Below are 16,506 nucleotides of genomic sequence, written 5' to 3'. Positions count from 1 at the left end.
TGCAAAAGATTGGTCCAGTGATGACTGACAGCCTTTATTCAAATCATGCCCTTGCCAACCAACCCAGCGATGTTCTGATCGTGGGAGCCGGTCCCACGGGGAAATTGCTGGCGCTCTATCTTGGCAGGCTGGGGCATCGGGTGACGGTGGTGGAACGTCACCCTTCCGCCTATCCCTTGCCCCGCGCCGTCGCATTTGACGACGAAATCGCGCGCGTGCTGGCCGATATCGGCATTGATCCCGATAATGACGGCGCCATCGAATTCGTCAACGAATGGTATTATCTGGTCAATGCGGAGAATGAGCGCATTGGCGCGTTCGACTGGACCGGTAGAACCGACGCGGGTTGGCATTGCCACTATTTCTTCAACCAGCCGGACCTGGAGGCGCGCTTCGAAACGATGCTGGGGGCCTATCCCAACGTCTCCGTGGTCCGCGGGATGGAGGCGATTGGACTGGAACAGGACGGCGACGAAGTGCGCCTGACCTGTTCGGATGGCCGGGCGGAGCATCAGTTCCGTGCCACCTATCTGGTCGGCGCCGATGGCGCCAACAGCTTTGTTCGGGGAGCGGCCGGTTTGCCGATCACCGATCTGGGTTTCCATTTCGACTGGCTGATCGTCGATATTCGACCCCATGCGGAGATGGAGCTGGAATCGTCGGTGCTCCAGATTTGCGATCCGAAGCGACCGACAACGCTGATGCCCGCCGGACCCGGTCGGCGCAGGTGGGAATTCATGGTCCTGCCCGGCGAAGCACCGGAAGCCCTGAACAGCGAAGCGGCCGCATGGCAATTGCTGGAACCCTGGATATCGCCGGAAGAGGCCATATTGGAACGGCACACGGTATGGCGTTTCCAGGCGAAATGGGCGGAGGAATGGCGCAAGGAGCGAGTCCTGATAGCCGGGGACGCCGCGCATCTCATGCCGCCTTTCGCAGGGCAGGGGATGTGCGCCGGACTGCGCGACGCCGCTTCGCTGGCCTGGCGGATGGATATGGTCCTTCGCGGGGAAAGCGCGCTGGCGCTGCTGGACAGCTATGTCGAAGAGCGTAAGGCGCATGTGCGTTACTTCGTGGATTTCTCCATCGACATCGGCAAGGCGGTCTGCGTCCTCGATCCGGAAGAGGCCGCCGCGCGCGACGGCATGATGAAAGCGGTGGTGGAAGACCCCAGCCTGGCGCCGCCGCCCGTTCCCCACCCGTCCCTGGGTCGTGGCGTCTGGGTGGAAGGAGATGTCGGCGCTGGGCAGCTGTCGCGACAGGGAATGGCCCGGATTGCCGGACGGGCGGACCGGTTGGATGCGCTGGCAGGGCAGGGATGGTTATTGCTCGGTTATGAGCAGGATCCTGCCGCATCATTGAATCCATTCCAGGTGGCTCAACTTGCAAAATTAGGCGTAAGGAAAATCATTCTCGCTCCTCCGGGCGCTCCATGTGATGCGGAGGATATAGAGGGCTTCTATGAAGCCTGGTTCGATGAATGGCAGGTTGACGCCATTTTGATACGCCCAGATCGTTATGTTGCGGCGGCTGGACGGGACGATCAGTTCCGCCATTCAATCGATGCAGTCTTCAAATCCATGAGCTTGCTGCCAGGAGGAGAAATCAACCTGGCAGAAGCGGTCGCCTAGCCGCGTTGGGTAGTTCGGCTTTGGTCGTTGTTCACGAAGCCGCCAGCATATAGCCCTCCTCGGCTCGATCGGGAGATGACCCGCCGGTCCACTTGTCTGGTTCGATCGCCAATGCTTGCCATCAATGCTTTCCCTGCGGGGGGAAAGGGTCAAGCCGCATGCCCGCGGGTCCTCCTTGCGTGTTTTCAAGGCAGGACAGATCAAGACCCGCGCGGACATGCTTTCCCTCGCCGATAAGAATGACGGCGCGGACGCAAGCGGGGAAGTGGCTCAACTCTTCGAATAGCATTCTGGATAGCGGATTCCGCTTTTCGGGCCGGTGCGGCGTGACGGTAACGATGCTTTTCCGGATTTCCTTGCGCACAACCGAACCGCTCATTTTGTTCCTCCACTGAAGGCTGCTCCGCCGCTGCGGCGGGCATTGGCGACCAGTCGGAGAGCCTTTCATATACCGCTTCAACATCCCTATATTTGTCGACAGGATCGCAGAAAATATGGAATTTTCTGCTATTTCACGGATATGCTTGTCATATATACTGATAAAATATAATCTAATGAGAATCGCAAAACGAGCGGATAAAAAAGTCCGCCAGCATCACTATTCGTATGAGGGTTGAGGGGATGGAGGCTTCCGCAATGGGCAGTGAACGCCAACAGGGAACGCGCATGGTCGGGCCGTCGCCAACGGCATGTCCGTTGACGGTCGCGTCGGCAATGGATCGCGTGGTGCGCACGAACCCTGATGCCCCGGCGGTCGTGGACGGCTATTATCGCTTCAATTATCGCGAACTGGACGAAGCGGTCCGGCGGCTGGTCACGCAGTTGCGCGAAGAGGGCGTTGCGCCGGGAATGCGCGTGGCGCTGATGACGCTTCCGTCAGCTATGCACATGGTGGCCTGGCTGGCGCTGGTGCGACTGGGCGCGCTGCCGCTCGCGCTTCACACGCGCGAATCCCACGCCGCGCTCGCTTCGGTTTGCGATGCCTTCGATGTTGCCCTGTTGATCCATGACGCCTCGCTCGACGCGGCGGCAGCCGGCATTGCGGCGTGCCTTCCGGCCGGGCTGCGCCGGATGCGGGTTCGCTCGGGGGCCGCTGCCGCCGACGCAAGCGGCAGCGATGGGGTGACGGAAGCGAATTTCGAAGCCTATCCGCCCGCGTCCGACCTGCCGCGCCTCGCTGAAGATGACCCCGCCGTCATCATCCTGTCGTCCGGCACGACCTCGCTGCCCAAGGGGATAGTGCATACGCATCGCAATCTGATCGAAGCGGCGCGATCGGGCGTGGCGATGTTCGGCCATACCGGTCCTGGGGCTCGCGGGATCGTGCCTTACAGCACCGCCTTTACGGGCTGCTACATCAGCTGGTTCCCCTTTCTCCACGCGGGCGGCTGTAACGTCTTCCTCGAGCAGTTCGATCTGGAACGCTATGCCGCGACGATCCGGCAAGAGCGGATCACGCATATGTCGCTCACGCCGACGATGTGGAGGAAGCTGCTGGCGATGATGCCGGACCCGTCGAGCTACATATCGATCCGGCTGGCGAGCTTTGCCGCCGAGCCGATGGACAGCGCGACGCTCGCGCGGATCAGGGACATCGTCACGCCCCATGTCGTGCAGGCCTATGGCTCGACCGAGACGCTGGGCCTTGTGACCGTGAACGCCGCCGCCGACATGGCGGGCGAACGCCTGTTGAGCGTCGGCCGGCCATTTCCCGGCACTGAGGTTCGGCTGATGGCCGAGGATGGCGTGCATCCGGTCGCGCAGGGCGAAATCGGCGAGATCTGGGTCAATTCGCCCAGCGTTGCCGCGGGCATATGGAATAATCCCGCGCTCGAGGCGAAGGTGCTGCATTCCGACGGCGAATGCCGCTGGTGGCGATCGGGCGACCTTGGCCGCTTCGACGCCGAAGGGTTTCTCTTTCTGGAAGGTCGGCGGGATGACATGATCATTTCGGGTGGGATCAACATCCTGCCCGCCGCGATCGAAGAGGCATTGCTGCAACATCCGCATGTCGCGGAAGCCGCAGTCGTCGGCATCAAGGATTCGGGATGGGGCGAATTGCCGCACGCCTTCATCATCCGCGCAAGCGACGATCTCGACGCCGAGGCGCTGGACCGCTTCATAAGGCAGTCCTCGCTCTCCGATTATCAGCGCCCGCGCGCTTATCATTTCGTGGAAGCGCTGCCCTACACCGCCACCAACAAGCTCAACCGCAAGGCACTGCGCGAGGCTGGCGTCCCGTCGGCCACCAGCCAGCCTTGAAGACCGGAGACATTCATGATCGCCTATGCGCCGCCTGTCGATGATTTCAAGTTCATCCTTCATGAAGTGCTGCGGATCGGCGAGATCGATGATCTGCCGTCGTTCAGGGAACTGGATGCCGGAACGGTCGATGCGATCATCGATGCGCTGGGCCAGTTTGCGGCGGAGGTGGTGGCGCCTGCGAATGAAGCCGGCGACCGGCAGGGATGCCGGCTGGAGGCCGATGGCGTCGTCACGGCGGCAGGGTTCGCCGGGGCCTATCAGGGCTTCGCGGAAGGGGGCTGGGCGTCGCTGACCGCGCGTCCGGAAGATGGGGGGCAGGGTCTTCCGCATATCTTCCTCAACATTCGCGACGAGATGTTCGGTGGCGCGAACCTCGCCTTCGCCATGGGACCGGCCCCGGCTTCCGGCTTCTATGAAATACTCAAGCGCCATGCTTCCGACGCCATCCGCCGGACCTACATCCCCAACGTCGTATCGGGGCGATGGGCCGTCGCCATGTCCCTGACCGAACCGCAATGCGGCTCCGCCCTCGGTTTGATCCGGACCCGCGCCGAGCCGGTGGGAGACGGTTCCCACCGGATCACCGGCACCAAGATGTTCAACAGCTGGGGCGATCACGACATGGCGGAGAATATCGTCCATCTCGTTCTTGCCCGGCTGCCCGACGCGCCTTCGGGCACGCGGGGGATCAGCCTGTTCCTGGTGCCCAAATTCCTGCCCGACGCGTCAGGGCGGCCGGGCGAACGCAACGGCTTTTCCGTGGGTTCGGTCGAGCAGAAAATGGGCATTCATGGCAGCCCGACATGCGTCACGAACTTCGATGGCGCGACGGGCTATCTGGTGGGCGCTCCCAATCAGGGCTTGCCGAGCATGTTCATCATGATGAACGCGGTCAGGCTCGCCACCGGCGTCATGGCTACCGGCATGGCGGACGCCACCTACCGGCATGCTTTGGCCTACAGCCGGGAACGGATTGCGGGCCGATCGCCTTCGGGCGCTAAATATCCCGATCTGCCGGGCGACCCGATCATCGTCCATCCGGATGTGCGGCGGATGCTGATGACGATGCGCGCCTTTTCCGAAGGCGCCCGGCTGCTCTGTCTGTGGGTCGGTCTGGAAATCGAGCGGTCGAAATCCCACGAGGATGCGCAGGCGCGCGAGCGGAGCGATGCGTTCGTTTCGCTGCTGACCCCCGTGGTGAAATCTTTCCTCTCCGACAAGGCCTTCGAGATGATCGATCTCGCGCTTCAATGCTTTGGCGGCCATGGCTATATCCGGGAAAATGGCGTCGAGCAGTATCTGCGCGACGAGCGCATGTTGCGTCTGGGCGAAGGCACCAGCGGCATTCAGGCCATGGACTTGCTCGGCCGCAAGGTGCTGGGCGATAATGGAGAGGAGCTGAACAGGTTTTTCGGACTGATCCGCCAGTTCGCGGACGAAGCCTCCGTTTCGCCCCGGCTGGGGGCCGTCCTTCCGCCACTTCGCGCCGCAGTCGATCGGATGGAGCGGTTGACGCAGGAAATGGCGCCGCTCTGGCGCAGCGATCCGGATGAGGTGGGTGCGGCCTCGAACGATTATCTCGGCATGCTCGGCCATGTTTCCCTCGCCTTCATGTGGGCGAAGCTGGCGCATGCCGCCGGCCGCCTGCTCGACGCCGGGGAAGCTGACGCCCGGCTTGATGGCAAGATCGCGACGGCCGAATTCTATATGGCGCGGATACTGCCGGAAATATTTGCTCTGGAAGCCCGGATCAGGGCTGGCGCATCGACGCTCATGAGGATTTCCGACGATGCATTCTGATCAGGCCGCCATGATCGTCGCACGGAACGTGCCTGTGCCGGTCCGCGATGGCGCGATATTATACGGCAATCTTTACCGGCCCTGCGGGGATGCGCGCCATCCGGTGATCGTGTCGTGCACGCCCTATGGGAAGGATGTGCATGTCAGCAAAGCCATGCCGCCGGTATGGGGAACCGTTCAGGAACGCTATCCCGAAATATTGGCTGCATCATCCTGCGCCCATATGATCTGGGAGTGTCCCGATCCGGAAAGCTGGGTCAATCAAGGCTATGCGGTGCTTCAGGTCGATGTCAGGGGAACGGGGAAATCGCCGGGCTTCATGCAGCCCAATTCACCCATTGAGGCGCTGGACGGCTATGATGTCATCCAGTGGGCGGTTGAGCAGCCATGGTGCGACGGATCGGCGGCCATGCTGGGTCTTGGCTATATCACCTGCACCAACTGGCGGGTCGCGGCGCTTCGGCCGCCCGGCCTGAAGGCGGCCGTTTTCTGTCAAGGCACGCCCGAATTCTACCGCGACCGGGCGCGCAATGACGGCATTTACAACAGCGGCTTCAACAGCCTGTGGTGGAACATGCATGGCCTTCCCAACCAGCATGGCAATGGCGACAGCCCGTTCCCGGACATGTATACCGGTGATGTCGCCACTGGCATCGACAGCTTCCCGCCCGAGAAGCTGGCCGCCAATCGGGTGGACTATCCCGCATCGCTGCTCGACCATCCTCTTCTCGATGATTGGTTTGCTGAAAGGCTGGCCGGTCTTTCCAGCATAGGGATTCCGTCGCTCGTCATCGCCAACTGGGGCGGTCTGGGGCTGCAACTGCGCGGCACGATTGGCGGCTGGACCCGGCTTGGTTCCGCGCGCAAATGGCTGAAGGTCGAGGGGGGTTCCTATTTCTTCACCTTCTTCACCCCCGAACGCGTCGCCTATCTGAAGCAGTTCTTTGACCATCATCTCAAGGGCAGGGACAATGGATGGGTGGAACGGCCCCGGGTTGAGCTGTCCGTCCGGTCCACTGACGACGGCATTGCGCGGGATTTGACCGGCGCCGACTGGCCGCTGCCGGATATCGAATGGCAACGCCTTCATTTCGATCTTGCCGAACGCAGCCTGACCGCCGCCGCGCCCGGAGCGGCGGCCGTGGCAAGTTATGCGCCGGGGGAGAATGAGATCACGCTGCTCGGCGAACCGCTGGCCGAACCCATGATCATCGCCGGTCCATTGTCCGCCAGGCTGCATCTGGCGTGCGAGACTGAGGACACGGACCTGTTCCTGACGGTGCGGATCGTCAGGCCCGACGGAACGGAGGTCAGCTTTTTCAGCGCGACCGATCCCTGGGCAGCGCCGACGCAGGGATGGCTGCGCGCCTCGCAGCGCAAGCTGGACCCCGGCCGCACGACGGAATATCTGCCCTGCCACCAGCATGACGAGCGCCAGCCCCTGACGCCCGGAGAGATATATGAAGTCGAAGTCTCGATCTGGCCGGCAGGGATCGAGATTCCGGCTGGATGCCGCCTTGGCCTGACCATCGCGGGCGCCGACTTCGTCTGGCCCGCCAGTGCCGGAAAGGGAGCCGCGACGGTGCCGATGACCCATGACGATCCCTGCGACCGTCCGGCCGCGATCTTCGGCGGCGGTGTGACGCTGCATTCAGGCCCCGCTCACCCGTCCTGGCTTGCCCTGCCGCTATGGAGGAAGCGGCAGGGGACGCAGCAATGATTTCCCGGACTCTTCGCCACTTTCTGGCGACATTCGAACGCAAGAACGTAACGGCGGCGGCGGATGATCTGAATATCACCCAGCCGGCGCTCACGCGCAGCCTCAAAATGTTGGAGGAAGAGCTGGGCGTGCAGTTGTTCGACCGTCTTCCCAACGGACTGGTCCCGACGCCCTATGGCGAACTTCTGTATCGATATGCAAAACGGATTCACCAGGATTATCGCCACGCCTTGCTTGAAATCGATGCGATGCGCGGCGGTAATGCGGGGCAAGTCAGGATAGGCGCGGGCCCCGTCTGGATATCGCATTTCCTGCCGATCGCGGTCAGCCGGTTCAATAAGCGATATCCTGCCGTCCGTTTCTCCATCGTGCAGGGAACGATCACCACGATGTTGCCGGCGTTGCTTGCCGGGGAAATCGACTTTTTCTGTGGATCGCTCGATTTTCCGGATCATCCCCAGGTCGAAAGCGTTCGCCTGCTTCCCATTCGCCACGTGATCGTGGCCGGGAAGTCCCATCCCCTGGGAGGGAGGGAAGGGGTGACTGCGGACGATCTGGCGGCGTTCCCCTGGACCTCGCTCGCGCATGATGTCGTCGGCCGTGGGCAGATCAGCGCCTTTTTCGGCGCCGAGGGTGTCGACCCTCCGCGGATCATGCTGGAAACGCCGTCGGTGGCGTGCGCGGTCGCGGCGATGGTCCATGGCGAATTCATCGCATGCCTTGCCGAACCCCTGCTGGACAGCATCCTTGGGCGCGATCTGGTGCCGCTGGCGGTTGCACGGCCAATCTGGGACTATAGCGCCGGCATCGCGCGCCGTTCGCCCATCCGGACTTCGCTCGCGATTGACCGCTTCGTCGCGGAACTCCAGGCAATGTTCGAGCAATGAGCGTCGTTCCACCATGGACCGATCCCGATAAGCATTATGCATTGATCCCAGCAGAGTCTCTATTGGCAGTCGTCGGGGCGATGAACGAAGTCTTTGCAGGAGAATTCGGGCCTTTGGTCAAGAGCTGGCGCTGCGGACCATAAGGGGCTGAGCGCGGGTATCACCGTTTGAGGCCGATGCCCGGGAATATGAATTGGAGAGATGCAGATGGTTCTGAACATGGATTGCGCCGACGCCGATCAGGCTCCGCTACGAACCGAGTTGGCGGCCAAGGCGGCGGCGCTGATTCCTCTTCTGCGTTCGAACGCTCCCAGGGCCGATCGGGATCGCCGGTTGCCGGAGGAAAATGTCGCAGCCCTTGAGGAGGCTGGGCTGTTCCGCATCTGCGCGCCGCGCCGGTGGGGCGGTTATGAGGGCGATTGCCGGACTTATATGGATGTCATCTCGGAAGTTGGACGCGGCTGTGGATCGACGGCATGGGTCGCGTTCATTTCGAACACGGGCGCCTGGATCGCCGGCTATTTTCCGGAAGAGGCGCAGCGGGAGATCTTTGCCCAGAACCCGGATACGCGGTTCATCGGCATCCTCGCTCCAACGGCGACGACGGCCCGTGTCGAGGGCGGCTATCGCGTCAATGGGACGTGGGGCTATGCATCGGGCAGCCTTCATGCCCATTGGGCGCTTCTCACCGTGCCGTTGACGCTCGACGACGGGCGCAGGGACCTTGGCCTGATCATGGTGCCGATGCGCGAGCTGACGGTCGAAGATACATGGTATTCGGTCGGCGTTCGCGGTTCGGGAAGCAATACGGTGACGGCCAAGGACGTATTCGTGCCCGATCATCGGCTTATCCCCCTCTCGAAAGTCATGGCCTTCAATGCCCTGGGGGACACGGAGCGGACGTTGCCCTACCGTCAGGCATTCGCCGCGACGGCGGTGATCGCGGTCGCTGCCCCCGTTCTGGGAATGGCGAACGCGGCGCTCGACCTGACGCGAGAGCGCATGGCGGCGGGCAACAAACGGATCGCCTACAGCACATATGGCGATACCCGCCAATCGCCGGCGATGCAGCTCCAGCTTGCGGAGGCCGCCAGCCTGATCGGCACGGCGAATGCGAGCGTCAAGGCCTGGTGCGACCATATCGTCAATGCTGCGGCGTCGCTTCAGCAACTATCCTATGACGACCGCGCCCGCATGCGCGCCGAGCTGGGCCTTGCGATGGATCACTGCCGCAAGGGCGTGGATTTGTTGATGTCGGTCCAGGGGACGAGCGGCTTCATGGAGGCGAATCCGATCCAGCAGGTCTGGCGCGACATCGGCACGGCGACCCGGCACGGACTTCTCACGCCGGAAGTGCCGCTCGAAATCTACGGGCGCGCCCTGTTCGACGATTATCCGAACCTTTCGGCGTTCGTCTGAAGATGGTTACGGAGTCGGGAGCTTCCTCTATGTATCTGCTGAACGCATGGTATGTCGCTATGTGGGCGGATGACCTTGGAACGGGGGTCCTCGAACCCCGCAAGCTGCTGGACCTGCCCATCGTCTTCTTCCGGCGGGAAGATGGCGGCCCGGCGGCCATGCTCGACATATGCCCGCATCGCTTTGCCGCGTTCAGCGTGCTGGGGCACCTGCTGCCGGGCGATCGCGTGCAATGCCCTTATCACGGGCTGGAGTTCAATGCGGAAGGGGAATGCGTCCACAACCCCCACCGTCCCGGCAATCTGCCGAGCGCCGCGACGGTCCGCATCTTTCCGGTGGTGGAGCAGGATTCGATCCTGTGGATATGGATGGGCGACCCCGCAAAGGCCGATCCCGCGACGATAGCCCGGTTTCCGCTTCTGGTCGAAAGTTCGCCAAGCCACATATCGAAGCGCGACCATTTGACTCTGGATGCCAGCTATATTCTCATCACCGAGAATCTGCTCGATCTCAGTCATGCGAGCATCCTCCACGACGGCATATTGGGCAATGAACATTCGATCGATGCCGACATCGCAGTCGAACAGCAGGGGGGCACATTGTCGGTCACGCGGCTGACGCCGAACGTGCCTGTGCCGGGGATGTACGATCTGATGTATCGCCGTGACGGCGGCATGGTCGATATGTGGACGACGATGACCTGGCAGGCGCCCGGATGCATGGTGAACGATACCGGGGTTACCGAAGTCGGCGGCGCGAAGGAGGATGGCACCGGCATATACGGGCATCATTTCCTGACGCCGGTGACGCCGACCGAAACGCTCTATCATTTTTGCGCCGTCCGGCAGAATCCGCCCGTTCTCGATCCCTCGGTGGAGGTGGACGTGCGGGAGCAGATTTCCGCGCTGCGCCGCATGGCATTTTCGGAACAGGACGGCCGCGTCATCGCCGCGCAGCAGGCGCGGGTGCTGAACCCCGCCGTCGATACCTCGCGGCCGGTGTTGCTGAAGATCGATGAGGCCCCGGTCCGCTACAGGCGGATGCTGGACCAGCTCATGACCGCTGAACGGTCCTGATCGTTTCGGGCCAGGGCCTGCCGTCATAAGCGAAGAGCATTGAGCCGCACAGCGGCTTGGTTGAGCTTGGCGCCGTCCCTGCGCACACTTCGTTTTGCTGGGAACCATAAGAATCATGCATTGACATCCGCTCATTTTCTATTGGTTGCGCGGGGTCGTTGAGGTCATGAATGTGTACTGTTGAAAATTTCGTGGCCCGGACACCAGTCGGATAGCTTATCTTTGCAATATTTCTGTGTAATGATTATAAATATTGCTCTTTTTCCCAAAAATATTGTTAAATAATCACGCCAATATTTGTGGAATACGAAAATATTTTCAGCATAAAATAAAATAAATATAGGGAGGATTTCCATGAAATCTGTTAATTCACTTTATCTTGACGTCAGCGCCATCGGGTTGCTCGCGGCTGTCTGCATGCCGGCATGCGTTCAGGCTGCCTCCGCCCAGATTGCTGAAGAGGGGGGAGCCACTCGTGGGAACGGCACGACCGACAATGTCGGCCTTCAGGAAATCATCGTCACGGCGCAGCGGCGCTCGGAAAATCTCCAGAAGGTTCCGATTGCGGTGGCGGTCGCCACGGCGGACCAGTTGAAGGCCAGCGGCGTCAGCAGCATGGTCGATCTGAAAGTCGCGCTGCCCGGCGTCGACGTGCAACGCAATAACGGCTTTGCTCTTCCCATCATCCGCGGGATCGCGTTCAAGGGCGTTTCGGCCGGGCTGGAGCCTTCGGTGGCCATCTATGTGGACGATGTCTATATCGCCGCGCAGACGTCCACGATGTTCAGCCTGAGCAATATCGCGCAGGTGGAGGCCCTGAAGGGGCCGCAGGGCACGCTGTTCGGGCGCAACACCACGGCCGGCCTGTTGCAGGTCAAGACCCGTGATCCGGGCGATGCCTTGAGTGGCAATGTCAGCCTCAGCTATGGCAATTATGACACCATTCGGGCCAATGCCTATGTGGGCGGCCCATTGTCTGATACAGCCAGCGCCGATATTGCCATGACCTATTCGACCATGGGCGAAGGCTATGGCACCAATCTTCTGAATGGGCGGGATGTCTACAAGGTCGATCACGACATCGGCATCCGGTCCAAATGGGTCTTCACGCCTTCGGACCGGACGAAGATTCGCATCATCTTCGACTATACCGATCAGAAGAGCAGTAACAACGCGACCCGATTGCCCGTCGGCGGCACGGCGCCCGCGCCCTACGGCCCGTCCTATGGTGGCAGCCCCTGGGATGTCAGCGGCGAACAGCCCCTCACCCATTTCCAGGGCGGGGGCGGGAGCCTGCGGATCGATCAGGACCTCGGCGGCGTGCGGCTGGCCAGCATTTCCGCCTATCGGCGGTCCGACACGCTGCTTAATTTCGATGTCGATTATACGCCGGCCAACGGGCGCTACATCGCCTTCACGCAGAAGGACTGGCAGTTCAGCCAGGAACTGCAACTGCTTTCGCCCGATTCCAGCCCGATACAGTGGGTCGCCGGCGCTTATTATTTCAAGGGCAGCAGCGGCTATGATCCGTTCAATTTCTATTTCAGAGGCGTTGCCGTCCCTCCTGCGGGGCCTGTGGCGGGTCTGAACCGGATCAACCTGTACAGTTATCATAAGGCGGACTCGGTTTCCGGCTTCGGTCAGGCCACGGCACCCATCTTCGACGGTTTGAAATTCACCGCCGGACTTCGTTATACGAGCGAAAAGAAGAGTCTGGTCGATGCTGTCCAGACCATGTACTTCCAGAATGGTTCAATCGTTCCGCAGGTCTTTCCTGACGCGTCCCTGCATTTCAAGAAACTGACATGGCGGCTTGCACTCGACTATCAGATCACCAACGATACCATGGCCTATATTTCCTATAATCGGGGGTTCAAGAGCGGTGGCTTCAACGCCAATACACCGGCCATTCCGGCCTTCAGCCCCGAAATCCTGGATTCTTATGAGGCCGGGCTGAAGACGACGTTCCTCGACCGCCGGGCCAGACTCAACCTCGGCGCCTTCTATTATGATTTCAAGGACCTCCAGGTTCAGCGTAATGTGAATGGCAATACCGGCGTCTATAATAGCGGACCGGCCCGGGAATATGGTTTCGAAGGGGAACTGGAATTAAGGCCTGTCGAGGGCCTGAATCTGCATGCGACATATCAGTTCATCCCAGACGCCGAGTATAAGGATTTCCCGCTGGCGGTGATCGCCGTTACCCGGGTGGCGGGTGGTTATTCGCTGACCACCGGATCAGCGACTGGGAACAGGCTGGCGCTGAGTCCGAAGCACACGCTCGGGCTTGCGGCAGATTATGCGGTCAAGCTGGCCTCGGGCGAGTTGGGTTTCAACGCGGGCTATTATTATAATAGCGGATTTTTTCACGAGCCGGACAATGCCACCCGCCAGAAGGCCTATAATCTGATCAACGCCAGCATCCGTTACCGGACTGATTCAGGTCTGTCGCTTTCGGTGTGGGGCAATAATCTCTCCAATGCGGTTGTCGCCAATGTCGATGGCGTTCAGTCGTTCGGTGCGACCGGCATCCGGCGCGCCAGCTACGCGCCGCCACGGACTTATGGCGTGACGCTGGGCTTCGACATGTGAAATACGGCGCGTTCCCGGCCTCTCCCCGCGCGGAGAGGCCGCGTTGCGGTGTCGCGATTGGCAAGCAAAGCCGTCTCTCCTTCGGAGGCAAGGACGGCTTGGCTCAGATGGGTTGGAGGGAAGGTCGGCATAGCCGGGCCACCCCTATCATGCCTACGAGAAGAAGCGTGAACAGGCTGCCAATCAGCGCGGCTTCGTAGATATCGGCAGTCACGAAGCTGCGCGAGCCGAGCTTTGTGATCCCGCTCGGCGCGTTCCCCCAGAGAAGTGGATATTGCAGCGCCATGGCCATCCAGATCAGGCATGGCAGCAACCAATAGTTGCGCGACGCGCTGATGCTGGCGCCATGAAAACGATGCTCGATAAGGGCCAGAGCCTGAAAGATGATCCAGCCCGTGAAGATCCAGCCCAGAAAATTCGACAACGGCACGCCGAATTGCCCGCCGGGATAGGCGAATGTCCACATTCCGCGAATGGTCGATCCGATCGGATCGAAGGGATAGTCAAATCCCGCGAGAATGAAAGCCGCGATCACAGGCGTGGTAAAGCGCGCCGAACCCCGATTCCGGTCAGGCCGGTCGAGCAGGATCGAGCGCGCGACGATCCACGCATACCAGCCGACAACGGCGTAGATGGTCGCCGCCATGATGGTGACCCCGAACAGGGAGGGGCCGGGGACATTGTGGACATAATATCCAAATGGAAATCCGGTGGCGATGCTTGATGCTTCGAATGTGAAGCCCGCGGCCAGGGCGATGGCGAGATAAGCCCCAACCCCGCGCCAGCCATAAAGAAGGGAGCCGTGGCATAAGAGGATCGCAAACAGGAGCAGGAAGCTGATCCCCCACAACATGCCGCCCAGGGCCGATTCCCCCAAAATCGACGAGCCCACATATATCGTCAGCCACAGGGCTGCCAGGCCCCAGCATATCCGCAACTGGAGCGCCCCGCCTGTGCTTTTTTTTGATGCCATGTTCGGATGTTCCATCATGCCCCTCTAACCAAGCGGTTTTCCGTTATTTCGCCTGCTGACCCAGATAGTTTCTGACCGCTGTCAACTGCGCGTCCGAAACGGTGAACTGGGGCATGCCCTGTTCCTTGAGAAGACCTTCCTGCACGACCTGCCTGAATGTCGCTTTGTCCGCGACGACGGGCGATTTTCGCAGATCGGGGGCAGAGCCGCCAGCCGATGCTCCGATGCCATGACACATCTGGCACTTGGCCGCGTAGATTTGTGCACCCTCCCGCGCCAGCGCGGCGTTGACCGGGAACGACAATATACTGCCGGTTTCCGGCGCCGCAGGTGGCGGGGCGGGAAGGGTGTCCTTGCCGTCCAGCACGAAAGTGAGGACGCGCCGCATCTGTGATCTGTAGTCCCAGACTGGGACGCCGGGCATTCCCGCCATCAGGCCCGCTCCACCGGCAACGCCGGTCAGGACCGTGACATATTGGCGTCCCTTTACCATATAGGTGATGGGCTGAGCCACGATCCCGTTCTGGGCATCAAAGCTCCAAAGGGTTTTGCCCGTGTCCGCCGCATAGGCAACGAACTTGCCCTCGATATTGCCCTGGAAAACGAGATTGCCGGCGGTGGCCGCCACGCCGCCGTTCAAGGGTGCGCGAAGGGGCACGGACCACACGCGGCGCTGACGGACCGGGTCCCATGCCTGGAGCGAGCCGGGACTGGTCACCCCCGGCGGCAAACCGAACCTCAGCGGATTGAAGGACCCGTCAAGCGCGTAGTCGCCCGGGCGTTTCCACTGTTTATGATCGACGCCCCGGTCGTTCCAGACAACGGACAATTCGGTCGTGGGGATGTAGACCAGGCCGGTTTTCGGACTGAACGCCATGGGTTGCCAGCTATGCGCGCCCGCCTCGCTCGGCCAGATTTCGGTACTGCCCTTCGGGAATCTCGCCTCCGGATTTTCGATGGGTCGTCCGGTTGTCAGATCGATGCGCTTCGCCCAGTTCTGCTTGACGAAAGGTTCAGCCGAGATGAGTTTCCCCGTGTCCCTGTCCAATACATAGAAGAAGCCGTTTTTGGGCGCCTGCATGAGCACGCGGCGCTTCTTGCCTCCGATCGTCAGCGTGGCGAGCGGCATGTCCATGGCTGCATTCCAGTCCCATGTCTCGCCGGGATTGACCTGATAATGCCAGAGATACTTTCCGGTATTTGCATCCAGCGCCACGATCGAGCAGAGATACAGATTGTCGCCGCCGCCGGGGCTTCTTACCTTCGCGTTCCATGGCGAACCATTGCCGGTGCCGATATAGATCCTGTGCAGTTCATGATCATAGGTGATGGCGTTCCATACCGTACCGCCGCCGCCCTTTTTCCAAAGCTCGCCCGTCCAGGTTTTGGCGGCCTTTTCCATCGCCTCATTTTCGAAGCCCTTGGCCGGATCGCCGGGCACCGTGTAGAAACGCCACAATTGCTTGCCACTCTCTGCGTCATAGGCGGTCACATAGCCACGCACTGCGCTATAGTCGGCGCCAGCATTGCCGATGATGACCTTACCGGCGAAGACCCGTGGAGCGCCGGTGATGGACAGCCCGTCATTCTTGCCGGTAGTCTCGACCGACCAGGTGGGCTTGCCGGTGGCCGCATCGACTGCGATCAGCCGGCCGTCCTGGGTGGCCGTATAGATTTTCCCGTTCCAATAGGCGATCCCGCGAATACCCCAGCCGAGACGCGCCTTCGCCCCCGCCACCTTGGCGACTTCCGGATCATATTCCCAAAGCGTCTTGCCCGTTGCGACATCGACCGCATAGAGATGGCTTAGCCCGATGCCGAAATAGAGGATGCCGTCAATCGCCAGGGGGGCGCTGACGGTGCTGATCTGCGGCGGCAAGTCCATATGCCAGGCCAGCCCCAGCTTGTTCACATTGTCCGAACTGATCTGCGTCAGCGGACTATAATGGCTCTCATCATATAATCTGCCATAGGCGGACCAGTTCGTTCCGTCTGTCACATCGGTGAACTGCGACTGGTCGACCTTCGGCGCATCGCCTTTCACGCCGGAACAAGCTGCAAGGGCCAGACTCATGGCAGCGATGGGCCACCAGAGTCTGGACCCCGCCCCTTTTGCAGCAAGCGATGGCGAGTACATGGTTCT

General features: G+C 61.1%; 10 protein-coding genes. 8 read left to right on the top strand and 2 right to left on the bottom strand.

Annotated features, from left to right (window positions below):
• Positions 1 to 20 precede the first annotated feature (20 nt).
• From RUH75_RS09765 to RUH75_RS09730, 8 genes are all read left to right on the top strand, one after another.
• Complete coding sequence (locus RUH75_RS09765) at positions 21 to 1,631, top strand: bifunctional 3-(3-hydroxy-phenyl)propionate/3-hydroxycinnamic acid hydroxylase (RefSeq protein ID WP_313805188.1); 1,611 nt, start codon at positions 21 to 23, stop codon at positions 1,629 to 1,631.
• Between the two features lie 636 nt (positions 1,632 to 2,267).
• A complete protein-coding gene (locus RUH75_RS09760; protein ID WP_313805185.1) occupies positions 2,268 to 3,893 on the top strand; it encodes a class I adenylate-forming enzyme family protein in 1,626 nt (541 codons plus the stop codon).
• A gap of 15 nt (positions 3,894 to 3,908) precedes the next feature.
• Entirely contained in the window at positions 3,909 to 5,696 is a 1,788-nt protein-coding gene (locus RUH75_RS09755) for an acyl-CoA dehydrogenase C-terminal domain-containing protein (RefSeq protein WP_313805182.1), read from the top strand.
• Entirely contained in the window at positions 5,686 to 7,416 is a 1,731-nt protein-coding gene (locus RUH75_RS09750; protein WP_313805180.1) for a CocE/NonD family hydrolase, read from the top strand. Before RUH75_RS09755 ends, RUH75_RS09750 begins: the two co-directional genes overlap by 11 nt.
• Positions 7,413 to 8,303, top strand: a complete 891-nt coding sequence (locus tag RUH75_RS09745; protein WP_313805175.1) for a LysR family transcriptional regulator — start codon at positions 7,413 to 7,415, stop codon at positions 8,301 to 8,303. The genes RUH75_RS09750 and RUH75_RS09745 overlap by 4 nt, the downstream gene beginning before the upstream one ends.
• 207 nt (positions 8,304 to 8,510) lie before the next feature.
• Positions 8,511 to 9,722 carry an acyl-CoA dehydrogenase family protein gene (locus RUH75_RS09740; RefSeq protein WP_313805170.1) on the top strand — a complete coding sequence of 404 codons (1,212 nt, stop codon included), beginning with the start codon at positions 8,511 to 8,513 and terminating at the stop codon, positions 9,720 to 9,722.
• Between the two features lie 29 nt (positions 9,723 to 9,751).
• Positions 9,752 to 10,798: an aromatic ring-hydroxylating dioxygenase subunit alpha gene (locus tag RUH75_RS09735; protein ID WP_313805167.1), complete on the top strand. Its 1,047-nt coding sequence runs from the start codon at positions 9,752 to 9,754 to the stop codon at positions 10,796 to 10,798.
• A 354-nt stretch (positions 10,799 to 11,152) separates the two neighbouring features.
• Positions 11,153 to 13,390, top strand: coding sequence for a TonB-dependent receptor (locus RUH75_RS09730; RefSeq protein ID WP_313805163.1), 2,238 nt, complete (start codon positions 11,153 to 11,155; stop codon positions 13,388 to 13,390).
• Between the two features lie 103 nt (positions 13,391 to 13,493).
• Here RUH75_RS09730 and RUH75_RS09725 read toward each other — a convergent pair whose 3' ends face one another.
• Positions 13,494 to 14,363 (bottom strand): carotenoid biosynthesis protein, encoded by an 870-nt coding sequence (locus tag RUH75_RS09725; protein ID WP_313805160.1) that lies wholly within the window; start codon positions 14,361 to 14,363, stop codon positions 13,494 to 13,496.
• A 43-nt stretch (positions 14,364 to 14,406) separates the two neighbouring features.
• The gene (locus tag RUH75_RS09720) at positions 14,407 to 16,437 is read right to left on the bottom strand and encodes a PQQ-dependent dehydrogenase, methanol/ethanol family (protein WP_313805156.1); all 2,031 of its coding nucleotides are present in this window, start codon (positions 16,435 to 16,437) and stop codon (positions 14,407 to 14,409) included.
• Between the last annotated feature and the right edge of the window lie 69 nt (positions 16,438 to 16,506).

Source organism: Sphingobium sp., from assembly GCF_032153725.1.
In the GTDB taxonomy this organism is placed as follows: Bacteria; Pseudomonadota; Alphaproteobacteria; order Sphingomonadales; family Sphingomonadaceae; genus Sphingobium.
Note: the sequence above shows the minus strand (reverse complement) of the source record. Positions and strands in the feature narration are given on the sequence as shown.